Origin of the sequence: Empedobacter sp. UBA7611 (assembly GCF_002484365.1) — a bacterium.
Lineage (GTDB): Bacteria > Bacteroidota > Bacteroidia > Flavobacteriales > Weeksellaceae > Empedobacter > Empedobacter falsenii_B.
In genome coordinates this window covers 817-17,358 of the sequence record NZ_DLJR01000019.1, presented here as the reverse complement: position 1 = coordinate 17,358, position 16,542 = coordinate 817, and the positions used below count along the sequence as shown (strand labels likewise).

Annotated in this window: 18 protein-coding genes; 17 read left to right on the top strand and 1 reads right to left on the bottom strand. The window is 29.4% G+C overall.

The window, feature by feature from the left end; translation table 11 throughout:
- The first annotated feature begins 90 nt into the window (after positions 1 to 90).
- From B3R94_RS02160 to B3R94_RS02080, 17 genes are all read left to right on the top strand, one after another.
- The gene (locus B3R94_RS02160) at positions 91 to 1,083 is read left to right on the top strand and encodes a mannose-1-phosphate guanylyltransferase (protein WP_038335997.1); all 993 of its coding nucleotides are present in this window, start codon (positions 91 to 93) and stop codon (positions 1,081 to 1,083) included.
- A gap of 101 nt (positions 1,084 to 1,184) precedes the next feature.
- Positions 1,185 to 1,604: an adenylyltransferase/cytidyltransferase family protein gene (locus B3R94_RS02155; protein ID WP_114998507.1), complete on the top strand. Its 420-nt coding sequence runs from the start codon at positions 1,185 to 1,187 to the stop codon at positions 1,602 to 1,604.
- Complete coding sequence (locus tag B3R94_RS02150) at positions 1,604 to 2,620, top strand: NAD-dependent epimerase/dehydratase family protein (protein WP_291098326.1); 1,017 nt, start codon at positions 1,604 to 1,606, stop codon at positions 2,618 to 2,620. The genes B3R94_RS02155 and B3R94_RS02150 overlap by 1 nt, the downstream gene beginning before the upstream one ends.
- Positions 2,617 to 3,936, top strand: a complete 1,320-nt coding sequence (locus B3R94_RS02145) for a nucleotide sugar dehydrogenase (RefSeq protein ID WP_291098323.1) — start codon at positions 2,617 to 2,619, stop codon at positions 3,934 to 3,936. The genes B3R94_RS02150 and B3R94_RS02145 overlap by 4 nt, the downstream gene beginning before the upstream one ends.
- Positions 3,936 to 4,484 carry a dTDP-4-dehydrorhamnose 3,5-epimerase gene (gene rfbC, locus B3R94_RS02140; RefSeq protein ID WP_291076696.1) on the top strand — a complete coding sequence of 183 codons (549 nt, stop codon included), beginning with the start codon at positions 3,936 to 3,938 and terminating at the stop codon, positions 4,482 to 4,484. Before B3R94_RS02145 ends, rfbC begins: the two co-directional genes overlap by 1 nt.
- 20 nt (positions 4,485 to 4,504) lie before the next feature.
- Positions 4,505 to 5,365, top strand: coding sequence for a glucose-1-phosphate thymidylyltransferase RfbA (gene rfbA / locus B3R94_RS02135; RefSeq protein ID WP_291073137.1), 861 nt, complete (start codon positions 4,505 to 4,507; stop codon positions 5,363 to 5,365).
- 14 nt (positions 5,366 to 5,379) lie between these two features.
- On the top strand, positions 5,380 to 5,721 hold the full coding sequence (locus tag B3R94_RS02130) for a phosphomannose isomerase type II C-terminal cupin domain (protein WP_291073135.1): 342 nt from the start codon (positions 5,380 to 5,382) through the stop codon (positions 5,719 to 5,721).
- Entirely contained in the window at positions 5,718 to 6,701 is a 984-nt protein-coding gene (locus B3R94_RS02125) for a mannose-1-phosphate guanylyltransferase (RefSeq protein WP_291098320.1), read from the top strand. Before B3R94_RS02130 ends, B3R94_RS02125 begins: the two co-directional genes overlap by 4 nt.
- A gap of 45 nt (positions 6,702 to 6,746) precedes the next feature.
- The gene (locus tag B3R94_RS02120; protein ID WP_291098317.1) at positions 6,747 to 8,279 is read left to right on the top strand and encodes an oligosaccharide flippase family protein; all 1,533 of its coding nucleotides are present in this window, start codon (positions 6,747 to 6,749) and stop codon (positions 8,277 to 8,279) included.
- A 49-nt stretch (positions 8,280 to 8,328) separates the two neighbouring features.
- Positions 8,329 to 9,168, top strand: a complete 840-nt coding sequence (locus tag B3R94_RS02115) for a GT-D fold domain-containing glycosyltransferase (protein WP_291098314.1) — start codon at positions 8,329 to 8,331, stop codon at positions 9,166 to 9,168.
- Entirely contained in the window at positions 9,165 to 10,142 is a 978-nt protein-coding gene (locus B3R94_RS02110; RefSeq protein WP_291098311.1) for a glycosyltransferase family 2 protein, read from the top strand. The genes B3R94_RS02115 and B3R94_RS02110 overlap by 4 nt, the downstream gene beginning before the upstream one ends.
- Positions 10,139 to 11,260 carry a glycosyltransferase family 4 protein gene (locus B3R94_RS02105; protein WP_291098308.1) on the top strand — a complete coding sequence of 374 codons (1,122 nt, stop codon included), beginning with the start codon at positions 10,139 to 10,141 and terminating at the stop codon, positions 11,258 to 11,260. Before B3R94_RS02110 ends, B3R94_RS02105 begins: the two co-directional genes overlap by 4 nt.
- Positions 11,253 to 12,326 (top strand): EpsG family protein, encoded by a 1,074-nt coding sequence (locus B3R94_RS02100; RefSeq protein ID WP_291098305.1) that lies wholly within the window; start codon positions 11,253 to 11,255, stop codon positions 12,324 to 12,326. The genes B3R94_RS02105 and B3R94_RS02100 overlap by 8 nt, the downstream gene beginning before the upstream one ends.
- Before the next feature lie 170 nt (positions 12,327 to 12,496).
- Positions 12,497 to 13,243 (top strand): glycosyltransferase family 2 protein, encoded by a 747-nt coding sequence (locus B3R94_RS02095; RefSeq protein WP_291098303.1) that lies wholly within the window; start codon positions 12,497 to 12,499, stop codon positions 13,241 to 13,243.
- A 6-nt stretch (positions 13,244 to 13,249) separates the two neighbouring features.
- Positions 13,250 to 14,473: a glycosyltransferase family 4 protein gene (locus B3R94_RS02090; RefSeq protein WP_291098300.1), complete on the top strand. Its 1,224-nt coding sequence runs from the start codon at positions 13,250 to 13,252 to the stop codon at positions 14,471 to 14,473.
- 20 nt (positions 14,474 to 14,493) lie between these two features.
- Positions 14,494 to 15,099, top strand: a complete 606-nt coding sequence (locus B3R94_RS02085) for a sugar transferase (RefSeq protein WP_291098297.1) — start codon at positions 14,494 to 14,496, stop codon at positions 15,097 to 15,099.
- 3 nt (positions 15,100 to 15,102) lie between these two features.
- Positions 15,103 to 15,705: an acetyltransferase gene (locus B3R94_RS02080; RefSeq protein WP_291098294.1), complete on the top strand. Its 603-nt coding sequence runs from the start codon at positions 15,103 to 15,105 to the stop codon at positions 15,703 to 15,705.
- 27 nt (positions 15,706 to 15,732) lie between these two features.
- On the opposite strand, the gene B3R94_RS02075 is transcribed toward B3R94_RS02080, so the two are convergent.
- Positions 15,733 to 15,993, bottom strand: a complete 261-nt coding sequence (locus tag B3R94_RS02075; protein WP_038337090.1) for a helix-turn-helix domain-containing protein — start codon at positions 15,991 to 15,993, stop codon at positions 15,733 to 15,735.
- Between the last annotated feature and the right edge of the window lie 549 nt (positions 15,994 to 16,542).

The window sequence follows — 16,542 nt, the reverse complement described above, 5'->3', positions numbered from 1 at the left end:
CGCTTTTTTTGTGTTTAAAAGAAAAATCATAATAGAATGTTATGATATAGTAGTTTTTAATATCTTTACGAGTTCGAATTAGAAGAATTTATGTGTATTTATAATGTGATCTTATCTGGTGGTGTTGGGAGTAGACTTTGGCCACTTTCACGAAAAAGTCATCCCAAACAATATTTACCTTTGTTTAATGGGCAATCTTTATTTGAGTTAACGATTCAGAGAAATCGTCCAATTGCTGATAAATTAATGGTGATTGGGAATAAAGATAATGACCATTTAAGTCAAGAAGTGCTTGATAAAATGAATGTTGAATACACGAAAATTGTAGAGGCTGTTCCACGTAATACTGCAGCGGCAATTGCATTTGCAGCTTTAGCAGTTGAGGATGATGATATTCTAATTGTGACACCATCTGATCATTTGATTGAAGATATGGAAGCCTATCAAGAAGCGATGAATAGAGCAATCGAATTAGCACAAAATGACTATATCGTCACATTTGGAGTGCATCCAACTCGTCCAGAAACAGGGTATGGCTATATTGAGCACAAAGAAGACACTGTGTTATCGTTTCGCGAAAAACCAAATCATATTACGGCGCAAGATTTTATCGAGCAAGGGAATTTTTTGTGGAACAGTGGAATGTTTTGTTTCAAAGCACGTGTTTTATTGAAAGAACTAAAGAAATTTGAAAAAGAAATTTACGAAGCTTCAAAAATTGCTTGGGCAGATAATATCAATGGGGAGTTGAACGAAGAACTTTCAATGAATATTCCATCAAATAGTATCGATTATGCCGTAATGGAACGAAGCAAGAAGATAAAAGTAGTTCCAGCAAAATTTGTTTGGAATGATTTAGGTTCTTTCGAATCCTTGTATGATTATTTTGTGATGAACGGACATTATGTCGATCGTAATGGAAACATGGTGATTGGAACAGATGTTTATACTTCTTTTGTCGGTTTGCAAAACACTATTTTTGTGAATACCCCAACCGCGAATTTAATTCTACAAAAAGAATATTCGCAGGAAGTAAAGAATGTTTATACGCATTTAGAAAAAAGAAATTCTGAATTAATTTAAATACCTAGCACTCGATTTGAGTGCTTTTTTTATGTCATAAAAGCTTATAATTAATTCAATATAAATCCCTAAATTTGTCGCTCCAACAATAGTATTATAAAATGACAACGGGAATTACATTCGGTATATTTGACTTGCTTCATGCAGGTCATGTGATGATGCTCGAAGAAGCTAAAAGACAATGCGACTACTTAATTGTAGGGCTTAATACAGATCCTGCAAGTGTAGACCCTTCAAAAAATAGTCCTACGCAATCCATCGTAGAGCGCTATATTCAATTAGAAGGTTGTCGATATGTCGACGAAATTATTCCCTACGAAACCGAACAAGATTTGTTTGATATGTTAAGTGCTTTACCAATAAATGTTAGAGTTATTGGCGAAGAATATCGAAATATCGACTTTACGGGAAAACAATATTGTTTAGATAATAATATTCAAATTTACTACAATAAGCGTACACACCGCTTCTCTAGTTCTGGATTAAGAAAAGTAGTTGCGACTTCTGAAAAGGAGAAATAATGAAAACAGTATTCATAACTGGTGTAGCTGGTTTTATAGGTTACCATTTAGCTGAAAAATTAATCGAAAAAAATATCAAAGTTGTTGGAATTGATAATATTAACGATTATTACACTGTTCAGTTAAAATATGATCGATTAAAAGAATTAGGAATCAATCAAGAATTTGCTTCAAATTTTGATCAGAAAGTTCTTTCTTCTAAATACGAAGAAAAGATGATTTTCTATCGAATGAATTTAGAAGATAAAGAGTCATTGGCTCAAATTTTTAAAGAATATTCGTTTGATGCGGTTGTTAATATGGCAGCTCAGGCTGGTGTTCGTTATAGTATCGAAAATCCTGATGCCTATGGACAAAGTAATTTGGTCGGTTTTCTAAATATTTTAGAATGTTGCCGAAATTATAACGTCAAAAAATTATTGTACGCAAGTAGTTCAAGTATTTACGGAAACTCTTCAGATGTTCCTTTTTCAACAAATCAAAATGTTGATCATCCTATTAGTTTATACGCTGCAACCAAAAAAGCAAACGAGCTAATGGCGCATGCGTATAGCCATTTGTACGATTTCCAAACGATAGGTTTGCGCTTTTTCACTGTTTATGGACCTTGGGGACGACCAGATATGGCAATGTTTTTGTTTACAGATGCTATATTGAATCATCAACCTTTAAAAGTTTTTAATCACGGCGATTTATCACGCGATTTCACATATATTGATGATATTATTCAAGGAATAGACAAAATACTTGAAGATAAAAATACAAACGAAAAATACCAATTATACAATATAGGAAATAGTAAACCTGTTCAATTAATGGATTTTATCAAAGAAATCGAAAAGTCAACAGGAGAAAAAGCTATTTTAGAAATGTATCCGATGCAAGCAGGAGATGTCAATCAAACATGGGCAGATGTCCAAGAGTTGAAAGATAAATTTGGTTATAATCCTCATTATCCGGTTGACAAAGGAGTGTATAACTTTGTACAATGGTACAGAAAATATTATAATAAATGAATCAACAACATAAAATAGCAGTTATCGGTTTAGGGTACGTAGGTTTACCGTTGGCTCGATTATTTGCAACAAAATACCCTGTTGTTGGGTTTGATATCAATCAGAAACGTATTGCTGAATTAAACAATGGAGTAGATTCAACTTTAGAAGTTGAAAATAATGTTCTACAAAATGTTTTAGTTAAACAAAATCCTTTTAATTCACATTCTGAGCTTGTCGAAGAATCTCAAAACGGATTGTTTTGCTCTTCGAATACAGAAGATATTAGAGATGCTACAATTTTTATTGTAACCGTTCCAACTCCTGTAGATAAGAATAATCGACCAGATTTGACGCCGCTTAAAAAAGCTTCGGAAACAGTAGGTAAAGTTTTAAAACCAAATGATATTGTTATTTACGAATCAACGGTTTATCCAGGTGTTACAGAAGAAGAATGTATTCCTGTATTGGAACATTCTTCGGGATTGAAGTTTAACCAAGATTTTTATGCGGGATATTCACCAGAGCGAATTAATCCAGGCGATAAAAAACACACGGTTGAGAAAATTTTAAAAGTAACCTCAGGTTCAACTCCAGAAATTGGAAAAATTGTTGATGATTTATATAAATCAGTAATTGTTGCTGGGACTCATTTAGCACCTACAATCAAGGTTGCAGAAGCATCAAAAGTGATCGAAAATTCGCAGCGTGATATCAATATTGCATTTATCAATGAATTATCGAAGATTTTTTCGCTAATGGATATTGATACAAACGATGTTTTAGAAGCTGCTGGAACAAAATGGAATTTTTTACCATTTAAACCAGGTTTAGTTGGAGGACATTGTATTGGCGTTGATCCATTTTATTTGGCTCAAAAAGCACAAGAAATTGGTTATTATTCTGAATTAATTTTAGCAGCAAGGAGATTAAATGACTCGATGGGAGCTTTTGTAGCTTCGCAAGTTGTTAAATTGTTAATAAATAACGATATCAAAGTTAAAGGCGCGAAAGTTCTAAATTTAGGAATTACCTTTAAAGAAAATTGCCCTGATATTCGTAATTCGAAAGCAATTGATGTAATTAATGCATTAGAAGAATATGGAATAGAGGTGACAACTTTAGACCCTTGGGCTAACCCAGATGAGGTGATGCACGAATATGGAATAAAATGTCATTCTGAGTTTGTCGAAGAATCTAAATTTGACGCCATTATTTTGACAGTATCACACAATGAGTTTTTAAATCTTCAGTTAACGGATTATTTAAAAGAAAATGGAGTGATTTATGATGTAAAAGGGGCTTTGCCTAAAGAAGAAGTTGATAAACGACTATAATGAAAGCGACAGAAACGAAATTAAAAGGTTGTTTTATTTTAGAACCTACAGTTTTTGAAGATTCGAGAGGATATTTCTTCGAATCATATAATGAAAACAAAATGGAAGAAATTTTGGGTTATAAACCAACTTTTGTTCAAGATAATCAATCTCGTTCTTCATATGGCGTAGTTCGCGGATTACATATGCAAGCAGGAGAGCATTCGCAAGCAAAATTGGTTCGTGTTGTAGAAGGAGCGGTGATAGATGTTGCAGTTGATGTTCGTCCAGGTTCTGAAACCTATGGACAGTCAGTTGCAGTTGAATTATCGGCAGATAATAAAAAACAATTGTTTATTCCGAGAGGATTTTTACATGGCTTTTCTGTAATATCTGATTCAGCAACTTTTTTCTATAAATGTGATAATGGATACAATAAAGCTTCAGAGGACGGAGTAAATCCTTTAGATCAAGAATTGAATATTGATTGGCAAATCCCTTCGGATAAAATGATTATCTCTGATAAAGATCAAGAAGCACAATCGTTTCAGAAATTTAAAACAAAATAACTAAACTAAAATACTATAAATTGAAAGGAATAATTTTAGCAGGAGGATCAGGAACGCGATTACACCCTTTAACATTAGCGGTGAGTAAGCAATTGATGCCAGTATATGATAAACCAATGATATATTACCCATTATCAACGTTGATGTTGGCAGGGATTAATGAAATTTTAATTATTTCAACACCTCATGATTTACCTCATTTTGAGAAATTATTAGGAGACGGGTCTCAGATTGGATGTAAATTTTCGTACAAAGAACAACCAAGTCCTGATGGTTTAGCCCAAGCGTTTATTCTAGGAGAGGAATTTATTGGAGATGATAAAGTAGCATTGATATTAGGTGACAATATTTTCTATGCTTCAGGAATGTCAAAATTATTGCAAGATTCTGCAGATCCAGATGGAGGAGTAGTTTTTGCGTATCAAGTGAGCGATCCTGAAAGATATGGTGTAGTTGAGTTTAATGAGAAGAATGAAGTCGTTTCGATTGAAGAAAAACCTAAAGAACCAAAATCAAATTATGCCGTTCCAGGATTGTATTTTTATGATAATGATGTGGTTGAAATTGCAAAAAATATAAAACCTTCTCCGCGTGGAGAATTAGAAATTACAGATATTAATGCAGAATATTTGAAAAGAGGAAAACTGAAAGTAGGTGTTTTCGATCGTGGTACAGCTTGGTTAGATACTGGAACAATCAATTCATTGATGCAAGCTGGTCAATTTGTTCAAGTGATCGAAGAACGTCAAGGAATGAAAATTGGTGCCATAGAAGAAGTGGCGTATCGCATGGGGTACATTACAAAAGAAGAATTAATGAATATTGCAGAACCACTGAAAAAAAGTGGGTATGGCGAATATTTGATGAAGATCAACAAATAAACTATTACTATAAAATGGAACATGATATTAGACCATGGGGAGAATATTGGGTATTAGAAGATAGCGATACGCATAAAGTAAAAAGAATTCAAGTAAATCCGGGCGGGAGATTGTCTTTGCAATATCATTTTAAAAGAGGTGAAGTTTGGACAATAGTTTCAGGAATCGGGACAATTACAATTAATGATGAGATAAAAGACTATAAAACTGGAGAGGTAGCTCAAATACCTCAAGGAGCTCATCATCGTATTGAGAATAAAACAAATGAACCTGTTGTATTTGTAGAAGTGCAATATGGAACTTATTTTGGAGAAGATGATATTGTAAGAATTGAAGACGACTACAATCGCGCATGAAAATTATCAATGTAATTTTAACAGGAGGTGTTGGTAGTCGACTTTGGCCATTGTCTAGGAAAGATAAACCGAAGCAATATATTGACTTATTTGAAGGTAAATCTTTATTTCAACAAACAATAATTCGAAACAAAGATATTTGCGACGAACTTATTGTAGTCGGTAATGTTGATAATTATCATTTATCAAGAAAAGCATTAAAAGATTTAGGAATTAAGAAATTTCATGAAGTAATAGAGGCTACTCCTAGAAATACTGCAGCTGCGATTGCTTTTTCAGCTTTCAAAGCTAATCCTGAAGATGTATTATTGGTTTCTCCTTCTGATCATTTAATTGAAGATGCTGATATATATAGGGAAGCAATTGAGGAAGCAATTGAACTTGCCCAAAAAGGTAACATTGTAACATTTGGATTACAACCAACAAAACCAGAAACGGGTTATGGATATATTCAAATTAAGAATGGTGAAGTTTTAGGTTTTAGAGAAAAACCTAATTTAGATACAGCCCAAGAGTTTTTAAAATCAGGTGATTTTTATTGGAATTCAGGAATGTTTTGTTTTGAAGCAAAGACATTTTTGAACGAGTTAAAAATACACGAGCCAGAAGTTTATGAAAGTGCATTAAAAGCATTTGAATTATCAAAGGATAATATACTTCCTTTAGAAGATAGCTTATTAATACCTTCTATTTCTGTTGATTACGCAGTAATGGAAAAAACAGAAAAATTACAAGCAGTAATAGGCAGATTCAAATGGTCTGATATGGGCTCCTTTGAGTCCGTATATGAGTATTTAGTAACAAAAGGGCACCCTATTGATAAACATGGTAACATGGTCATTGGTTCTAAATTACATACTGAATTTTTGGGATTAAAAAAATGTATTTTGGTGATAACAGATGACGCAATCTTGGTTTTGAAAAAAGAAAAAGCACAGGAGGTGAAGAGAGTATATGAAAACTTGGATAAACTAAAATAGAAAATGCAATAAAAGTTTATTTTAGGTTAATATTTATAAAATCTAATGGATAAAAAAAAGTTTATAATTAATTTATTATCTAGTGTTATTAGTGCTTTATGTAGTGTAGTAATATCATTTTTTATTACTCCTTATTTAATTAAAACAATAGGTAAGGAGGCTTATGGATTTTATCCATTGGCAGGGAGTTTTATTTTTTATATAACAATCTTTACAACTTCTATTAACTCAATGTTTGGAAGGTATGTTTTGATTAGCTATGAAAAGAAAGAACGTGATAAAATTAATAATTATTTTAACTCAGTATTTTTTGTAAATATTCTTATTTCAATTATTTTATCTATCTTATTTTTTGTATTTTATACTATAATTCCTAATGTTATAGAGATACCTAATCATTTAGTATTTGATGTCAAAATATTGTTTTTATTTATATTTCTAAGTTTAATTATCAATCTTGTAACGTCAGTTTTTGGAGCAATAGGTTTTATTTTTAATAGGTTAGATATTAATGCTATAAGAAATATTCTAGGGAATTTTATTAATATAACTTTAATTCTACTATTATTATACTTTTGTTTTCCTAAGATTTATTTTTTAGGAATAGGTAGTCTTGCAATGGCAGTATATGTGGGTATTTCTAATTTTTATATTACAAAAAAATACCTCCCTGACTTAAAGTTTTCTAAAAGCTTTATATCTAAAAATATTATTAAAGTATTATTTTATGCTGGCGTTTGGAATTCGGTAATGAGTTTATCAGATGCTTTATTTTATCAGGCAGATCTTTTTATTGTAAATACAAATTTAGGTGTATCAGAAATGGGTAATTTAGCTTTAACGAAACAATTTCCTAGCTTATTATTAATTTTATCTAATATTATTATTCCTGTATTTATACCTACATTTGTTAAGTTTTACGCTAATGGTGAAGCTGATGAACTAAAAAAATATATAGGTATTTGTTTTAAATTAAGTTCTTTGATTTTACTAATACCAGTTGCTGGAATTGTAATATACAGCAATATATTTTACACACTTTGGACTCCAACAGAAGATATAAATAAACTATCTAGTTTACTTATACTTATTTTATTAAAATATGTTATTCAACTCTCGATTGAACCTATATTTAGTATTTATATTACACTAAATAAAATTAAAATACCTGCATTGGTCACGTTGGGGATGTCTATATTAAATTTAGCTTTAATTTTTACTTTATTGAAATTTACTAAATTAGGTATATATGCTATTCCAATTGCTGCTATGATATGTACTTCATTAAATCATTTGATTTTTAGTCCTTTATATGTCTCAAAAATTCTAAATTATAAAAGTATCGTAATTTATAAATTAATAATTCAAGGATTATTAGTCTTTTGTATTGCATTAGGAGTTAATTATATGATAAAAGTAAATACAGTTGAAATTAACAAATGGTCATTATTTGTTATTGCAAATGTAATAGGTGGTTTAATAAGTTTAATCTTAGGAGTATTTGTTGTTTTCAAAAGAAGTCAACTAGAACTTCTACTTTTGTTAGTTAAAAATAAAATTAATGCTGGAAAAGAGTAAGAAAATAATCTATAGAATTTATATTGAAGTTTTTTATTATTTCTATAAAATGATATATAAATTTCCGAAAATTCATACCATTGATGAAACCTTAGACTTTATTATAGAAAATAGAGTCTCTTTAAGTAGGTTTGGTGATGGAGAGTTACATATGGTAGATAATTTCGGGAATATAGGTTTTCAGAATGGTAACGAAAAATTATCTAATAGATTAAAAGAGGTTCTTCTCTCTAAGAATAAAAATTGTGTTGTGTGCTTACCATATCCATTGTATTCTTTGGATTGTTATATTCAAAACTCTCAATATTTTTGGAAGGCATCTGTTGTTCAACATTACAAAAGATATAAGGAATATTTAGATTTTAATAAAACTTATCATAATTCTTTTATTTCTCGACCTTATATGGATTATATAGATAAATCTAATACAGGTATTTATTTTGAAAAGTTTAAAAATCTTTGGAAGGATAAGGATGTGCTTATTGTCGAAGGAAACTTAACTAAACTTGGAGTTGGGAATGATTTATTTAATAATGTAAATAAGATAGATAGAATTGTAACACTGAATAAAAATGTTTTTGACTTATATGATAAATTATACAGTAGTATTACAGATGTTATTCAAGACTATGATTTAGTTTTATTAGCTTTAGGTCCTACAGCTTCAGTATTAACATTGGATTTAGCTGATTTAAAAGTACAAGTTGTAGATATAGGACATATTGATGTAGAATATATGTGGTATAAAAATTCAAATTTAGAGAAAGTTTCTATTCAAGGTAAATTTGTAAATGAAGCACAAAATGTAGATGGAAACAATAAAAGATCGGATTTGAAGGGTAATGAACTAGAATATCATAATCAAATAATAAAAAAAATACTAGAATGATGTTTTCGATTGTTTTACCATTTTACAATTCTGAAGGAACAATTTATAAAGCTGTAGATTCTATATTATCACAAAGCTTTATAGATTTTGAGTTAATCATTGTTAATGATGGGAGTAAGGATAATTCAGAAAAAATTCTAAAAGAGAATTTCTTAAAAGATGAGAGAATAAAGTATTTTAAAAATGATAATAATGGTGTTTCATATACGAGAAATTATGGAATTACAAAAGCTTCAAATGATTATATTTTATTCATAGATAGTGATGATTATGTTGAAGTAGATTATTTAAAAGAAATATCGAATGATTTAAAAAATAATGAAAATAACTTTGTAATTCAAGGTTTTAAAAGAGTTGATAATTTAGATAATTTATTATATACTAAAAGTTTTAAGAATCGACATATTAAATCTAGTGAAATATTGGAGGATGATCTTTTACTTTATTTAACGCCATTTTGTAAAGTATTTGATAGAATGCTTCTAATTAGTAATAATTTGAAATTTAGAGAAGATTTAACGTACGCAGAAGATAATATTTTCGTTTTAGAGTATATTTCTAAAAGCAATAAAACCATTTATTTATCTAATGTGTCTAATTACAATTATGTTTTATTTAGTAATTCATTGTCTTCGAGATTACTTCAACCTGAAAATTATTATATGCCATTAAAAGTAATTGATGATATTATGCTTAATCATTTTAAGCTAGATGTTCTACAAGTGAAATCTCACGTTTTGGCAGATAAATATGTAAGTTTATTAAATATGTTTGTAAATTCCGTTTTTATACATAATTATAATTCTAAAGTAGAATTTGCTAAATTATCTGATAGAGATTGGAATGTAATGTTTCAAATTTCTAAATATTCTTCACTATTTAGAAGAATTGTTACCTTTCTTATTAAAATCAAACAATATACAGTAGCTAAATTTTTAGTTAATACAGTTTTAAAAAATTATTTTAAAAAATGATGACTCAAAGAAAACTTTTAATTTTATCATATGACTTTCCGCCATCAAATGGAGGTATAGCAAGATTATGCAATGAAATTGCACAAGGTATAAGTGCTTATTATGATAGTATAGAAGTAGTCACAAGAGATGTAAGGGGGCCGAGTTTACCCTATAATTCTAAATCTATAATAATCACTCGATTTGGTGAAAGTAGAGGAAAGCTTGAATTTAGTATTTTGAATTATCTTAAGAAATTTGATAAAAATAATACAGATATACTTTGTGGGGTTTGGCATCCAGAAGGTATAATTGCTAAAATAGCAGGTTTTAAGAATATCTTTATACTAGGACATGGTACGGAATTTCTTCATGGGAATATTTTTTGGAGAAAGTATTTTTGGCTTAATATATATTGTAAATTTATTCTAGAATCTACTAGTTGTTTAATTACAAATAGCCATTATACAAAACGTTTAGCAGAAAAAATAAGTAAAAAGGCTCGTGTTAATGCAGTTCCATTAGGAGTTAATTCTAATTTTTTTAAACCGACAGTTTTAGAAACAAGTAATTTTGATGATAAGATAAATATAGTAAGTTTATCTAGAATACTTAAGTTTAAAGGTTATGATTTTATTGCTAAAACGATTGCGTCTTTATCTGAAGAGTATAAACATAAAATCGTTTGGAATATTGGTGGAACAGGACCTTATTTACAAGATTTAAAATTATTAGTGAAAGAACTAAAAATTGATGATATCACTTATTTTCATGGTTTTATTCCAGATGACAAATTACCAGATTTTTATTCTAAAAATGATTTGTTTATTCTTTGCACAAGAGAGGCTGATGACACAAGTGATGTAGAAGGTTTTGGTTTAGTTTTTATTGAAGCTCAATCTTGTGGTGTTCCAGTTATTGGAACAAATACAGGCGGAATTCCTGATGCAATAGATCATCAAAACGGAGGATGGCTTATTCCTCAAGATGATGAAGATAAATTGTCTAACTTACTAAAAATAATAATAAAGGATAAATCTATTGTTATAAATGAAGGCATAAAAGCAAGAAATAGAATTTTAAAAACTTCTACACTAGACAAATATTGTCAAAAAATTAATGCTATAATTAATGAATAATTTTTTGGAAAATCATTTTAATTATCAATTCTTGGCGCTATATTTAATTATGGCATTTTGTTGTACATTTATTTTTATAGAAACTTATCTAAAGAAGAAAAGTTCATTGAAATTACAGTGGTTTTTTACTATTTTGTATGCTATATTGTTTTTATTTCTTTTTGGTCTGCGTGATTTTTCAGTAGGAATAGATACTATTACATATGTTAATTTCTTTTTAAATGAAACTCTTCTTACTGATTTTGGTTTTTATTATTTTAATAAACTTTTAAAAGAGATAGGTTTTGATGGTCATGATTATCTTTTTACTGTATCTTTCATATATTTATTCTTTATTCTTTTATTTTTAAAAATTTCAAAGTTTAAAAATGTTTTTCTAATATTTTTCTGCTTTGTGAGTTTGTTTTTTTTTAAAAGTATGGGAAATAATATAATAAGAACAGGGATGGCTATGTCTATTTTTTTATGTGGTTATATTTTACCAAATAAGTATCTCAAATATCTATTTTTTGTAATAGCTATTACTATTCACTCGTCTTTTGTAATACCTATTTTAGCTTACATGGGTTCTTATTTTTTAAAGAATGCAAAATTTTCTATTATTGTATTTGTAGCTTCTACAATTTTGTCATTAGTAAAAATTCCTATCTATGATGTTCTTTTAAAAATACCCGTAATTAATAGACTTTTTGTAGATAAAATTTCTGCTTATAGTGCAGTAAATGTAGATTCATATAACATAGGTTTTAGACTTGATTTTTTTGTATTTAATTTGTTTTTTGCAATTGTAGGCTATTATGGATATAATTATTATAACAAAAAAAATGAAAACTTTTTCTATCAAAGAACTTATAATATATATATGATAATGAGTGGTATATTCTTTTTAATGTTTAATTCTGGATTTAGTGATAGATATGGACTTTTTTCTTGGGCTTTAATCCCTATTTTAATTGCTCCTTTTTTCGATAATTTCAAAGTAAAAAACACTTTTATAAATAAAGGAACAATTCTTTTAGTTTCCTTTATATTGGGAATTACTTTTTATGCTTTAAAAACAAACTAATTTATGAGTGTTTTACCAACAGTATTTATTCATGCTTACAATAGATTACGCTTAAGAACTCAGACTGAACTTGAGTTCGAATGGTTAATTGTAGATGGCGGATTTTTAAATAAGATTAGAAATATTGTAAAGCAATTTTCAAATGAAAAAATTTATATTAAACAAAATCAATGAATTTCACTGTAATCATCCCTTGTTATAATAGTGAGAAAACCATTGTTAAATGTGTTCAGTCTGTATTCAATCAAACTTTATTGCCTAAAGAAGTCATTGTAATAGATGATGGCTCTAAAGATCAAACCTTAAATTTATTACATAAAATAAGAGAACATGCTCCTAAGGGGATTGAAGTAGTGATTTTAACCCAAGAGAACTCAGGTCCTTCAGTGGCTAGAAATAATGGTATTAATCATTCCACTTGCGATTGGATAGCTTTTTTAGATTCTGATGATTATTGGGAGTTTAATAATTTAAAAATTGCAAAAATCTTCTTGGATAAGAATTCATTTAATTTGATTGGTGGTAGCAAATTAGAAATAGATTACAAGGAAATTAGTTTTAAAGATTTAATGTATAAAAATTATTTTCAAACTTCGACAACTTTTGTTAAAAAAGAATGGATTAAGAAATATCCTTTCAACGAAAAACAAAAATATTCCGAAGATTACAGGTCTTGGTTGTTAATATCTTCGGAGACAAAAGCTTGTGTTGTTGGTGGTTATATTTCAAATCCTGTTATTTCTAGAAATTTCGCATTTACAGGAGGTGGCCTTTCCTCTAAATTATGGGAGATGGAAAAGGGAGAGATAAATAATTATGTAAATCTATTTAAACTTAAGAAAATAAATGTATTTATGCTTATAAAAGTATGTTCTTACTCTTTTTTAAAATTTATTAGAAGATTAATAATGAGGTGATAAAACATGAAATTGATAAAAACATCCACAATTCCATTATCTCTTAATGTATTATTAAAGGGGCAGTTAAAATTTTTTTCCAAAAAATTTAATGTGATTGGTATCTCATCGGAAGGAGAAGATTTAATTGAAGTTGAAAAAAGAGAAGGAATTAAAACCATTGCAGTAGATATGGAAAGAGGAATAAGTCCTTTAAAAGACTTAATTTCCTTGTTCAAATTATATAAAATTTTTCTAAAACAAAAACCAACAATTGTTCATTCTATAACACCTAAAGCTGGTTTATTAACCATGTTAGCTGGGAAAATGGCTGGTGTACCTATACGAATGCATACCTTTACGGGGTTAATATTTCCTACTCGTACTGGATTTACCCAAAATTTGTTAATTAAGATGGATCAATTATTGTGTTTGGCTGCAACGAATATTTATCCCGAAGGCAATGGTGTTAAAGAAGACCTTGTAAATTATCAGATAACTTCTAAACCTTTAAAAGTATTAGCAAATGGTAATGTGAACGGTATTGATTTGGATTTTTTTTCTAAAGAACATTTTTCAACAGAACAGTTGCTTGACTTGAAAGAAGAATTAGGTATTCAACCCAATGATTTTGTGTTTGTTTTTGTGGGTAGATTGGTTGGCGACAAAGGTATCAATGAATTAGTTAAAGCATTTCAGAAACTAGAAATTAGAGATCAGAAATTAGGAATTAGTTCCGAACCCCAAATCTCCAGTCTCCAGTCTCCAATTTCTAATTCCCAATCCCGAATCCCTAAACTCTTATTGGTTGGCCCATTAGAAACTGAACTGGATCCCTTAAAGTCTGAAACCTTAAAAGAAATAGAAACCAATCCTAATATCATCAGTGTAGGTTTCCAAAAAGATGTTCGACCATATTTTGCGATAGCAAATGCATTAGTATTTCCAAGTTATCGCGAAGGTTTTCCAAACGTGGTGATGCAAGCAGGAGCAATGGAATTGCCAAGTATTGTAAGTGATATCAACGGTTGCAATGAAATTATTGTAGAAGGAGAAAATGGGATAATAATTCCAGTTAAAAATTCTGATGCTGTATTACAGGCTATGCAATGTTTGATAGAGGATAATGATTATTATAGTAAACTGAAAGGAAATGCTCGTCCCATGATTCAATCTCGTTATGAACAATCAGTAGTATGGAATGCATTACTTGAGGAGTATAACTCATTAATTAGCAAATTAGCAAATTAGCAAATTCATTAATTATCATTATGTACAAAAACTTTTTTAAAAGACTTTTCGATTTCATCATCGCTTTTGTTGGGTTGATTATTTTATCGCCACTATTTATCGTAGTGATGATTGGCTTATATTTTGCCACTCAAGGGAAGCCTTTCTTTTTTCAGGCACGTCCAGGACTGAATGAAAAGATTTTCAAGATCATTAAATTCAAAACTATGAACGATAAAAAGGATTCCAATGGAAATCTTTTACCAGATGCAGTTCGTTTAACGCCGATTGGTGCATTTGTTCGTAAAACATCCTTGGACGAAATCCCACAATTAATCAATGTCTTAAAAGGCGATATGTCACTAATAGGACCTCGTCCTTTATTGCCACAGTATTTACCATTATACAATGCTCATCAAAAACGCCGTCATGAAGTTCGTCCAGGAATTACAGGTTGGGCACAGGTCAATGGTAGAAATGCCATTACATGGAAAAGAAAATTTGAATTAGATGTGGAGTATGTGGATAATTTATCTTTCTTGATGGATGTAAAGGTATTCTTTTCAACGTTCAAAAAAGTGTTCAAATCAGAAGGAATTTCAGCCGATGGGCATGTAACAATAGAACCTTTTAACGGAAATAATTAAGACATGTATTTATACGGAGCAAGCGGACATGGAAAAGTAATTGCTGAAATTGCTGAAGAAAATAACATATTGATTGAAGCTTTTATAGATAGCGATCAATCGAAAAATAAAGTCTTAGACTATACAGTTATTCATGAAATACCAACAAAGCAGATTGATGTTGTAATTTCAATTGGTCAAAATGCTACTCGAAAAAAAATTGTGAGTAATCACCTCCAATTTAATTATCTAAGTCTTATTCATCCGAAAACAACAATATCGAAAAGAGCTATATTAGGGGAAGGTTCTGTAGTGATGGCAGGAGCTTCTGTTAATTCAGAAGTCAATATAGGCAAACATTGTATCATTAATACCAATGCTTCTATCGATCACGATTGTAAAATTGATGATTATGTACACATTTCACCTAATGCAGCTTTAGCAGGAAATGTAGAGGTAGGTGAAGGTACGCATATTGGTATTGGAGCCTCTGTTATTCAAGGAATAAAAATAGGTAAGTGGTGTACAATAGGTGCAGGAGCAGTGATTATAAAAGATGTTCCAGATGGAGCCACAGTTGTAGGAAATCCAGGAAAAATCATTAAAATAAAAGATATAAACGAATAAAAAATAAGGCTCCACTAGGAGCCTTTGTTATTTTGTATAATTATTAAATGATTTATCATTAAAAAATGCTGTCAAACTTATTTTAAGAATTCGACATAGGTTTTTTATTGTGTAAATTGTTAATCCATCTTCATTATTTAAGTTTGTCCATTTATTTATAGCTTGACGATCTTTATCAGATAAGTTTGCTAAATCTGATTTTGACATTTTCTTTTCTTCTAAGATTGTTAAAAACCTCTTTTTAATAGTATCTCTTAACTCTTTATCTTCATTACTTAACTTAGGCATAAGACAATTTTAAGAGTTTATTAAAAATTTATTGTAAACTATTTGGTTTACATTTTTTTTGTTTATACATTTGAATAAGTAAAAGAATATCAATTATTTAAAAATAAAGTAATTATTACTTTTTCTCTTGTATTAGAAAACTGGCACTTTTCATAAAAAGGAACAAGAAAAATAAGTAGTTTTGCTCACGACCTAGGCGTGGGCTCTCTTATTGTTCCTTTGGGTATGCCAGTACCTCTAATGCTTTAAGAAGAGTTCCATGCCTTTCTTGTTTTTGGTCGTTTTCTTCCATCACAATCGCATCGAACTTCATATAATATGCTTGGTTTTATTCCTCTACAAATCAAGTAAAGTACGCTCTCTAAATATGTATTTCTTATAATAGAAATGCACAGATGGTTATTCGATTCAGTTAGAATTGTAAGATGTATATAGTAGATGTTAGATATTAGTATTGAGATTTTAGAAGTGTAAAATGTAGTAGTTGTGATGTATAAAGTATTATGTATAAAGTAGTATGTATTCAGATTAAGACTAAGGTTGAGAAAG

What these genes read in the sequence shown, in the direction of transcription:
- B3R94_RS02160 (WP_038335997.1), top strand. Translation starts at nt 91, where the DNA reads ATGTGTATTTATAATGTGATCTTATCTGGTGGTGTTGGGAGTAGACTT.
- B3R94_RS02155 (WP_114998507.1), top strand. Translation starts at nt 1,185, where the DNA reads ATGACAACGGGAATTACATTCGGTATATTTGACTTGCTTCATGCAGGT.
- B3R94_RS02150 (WP_291098326.1), top strand. Translation starts at nt 1,604, where the DNA reads ATGAAAACAGTATTCATAACTGGTGTAGCTGGTTTTATAGGTTACCAT.
- B3R94_RS02145 (WP_291098323.1), top strand. Translation starts at nt 2,617, where the DNA reads ATGAATCAACAACATAAAATAGCAGTTATCGGTTTAGGGTACGTAGGT.
- rfbC (WP_291076696.1), top strand. Translation starts at nt 3,936, where the DNA reads ATGAAAGCGACAGAAACGAAATTAAAAGGTTGTTTTATTTTAGAACCT.
- B3R94_RS02130 (WP_291073135.1), top strand. Translation starts at nt 5,380, where the DNA reads ATGGAACATGATATTAGACCATGGGGAGAATATTGGGTATTAGAAGAT.
- B3R94_RS02125 (WP_291098320.1), top strand. Translation starts at nt 5,718, where the DNA reads ATGAAAATTATCAATGTAATTTTAACAGGAGGTGTTGGTAGTCGACTT.
- B3R94_RS02120 (WP_291098317.1), top strand. Translation starts at nt 6,747, where the DNA reads ATGGATAAAAAAAAGTTTATAATTAATTTATTATCTAGTGTTATTAGT.
- B3R94_RS02115 (WP_291098314.1), top strand. Translation starts at nt 8,329, where the DNA reads ATGATATATAAATTTCCGAAAATTCATACCATTGATGAAACCTTAGAC.
- B3R94_RS02110 (WP_291098311.1), top strand. Translation starts at nt 9,165, where the DNA reads ATGATGTTTTCGATTGTTTTACCATTTTACAATTCTGAAGGAACAATT.
- B3R94_RS02105 (WP_291098308.1), top strand. Translation starts at nt 10,139, where the DNA reads ATGATGACTCAAAGAAAACTTTTAATTTTATCATATGACTTTCCGCCA.
- B3R94_RS02100 (WP_291098305.1), top strand. Translation starts at nt 11,253, where the DNA reads ATGAATAATTTTTTGGAAAATCATTTTAATTATCAATTCTTGGCGCTA.
- B3R94_RS02095 (WP_291098303.1), top strand. Translation starts at nt 12,497, where the DNA reads ATGAATTTCACTGTAATCATCCCTTGTTATAATAGTGAGAAAACCATT.
- B3R94_RS02090 (WP_291098300.1), top strand. Translation starts at nt 13,250, where the DNA reads ATGAAATTGATAAAAACATCCACAATTCCATTATCTCTTAATGTATTA.
- B3R94_RS02085 (WP_291098297.1), top strand. Translation starts at nt 14,494, where the DNA reads ATGTACAAAAACTTTTTTAAAAGACTTTTCGATTTCATCATCGCTTTT.
- B3R94_RS02080 (WP_291098294.1), top strand. Translation starts at nt 15,103, where the DNA reads ATGTATTTATACGGAGCAAGCGGACATGGAAAAGTAATTGCTGAAATT.
- B3R94_RS02075 (WP_038337090.1), bottom strand. Translation starts at nt 15,993, where the DNA reads ATGCCTAAGTTAAGTAATGAAGATAAAGAGTTAAGAGATACTATTAAA.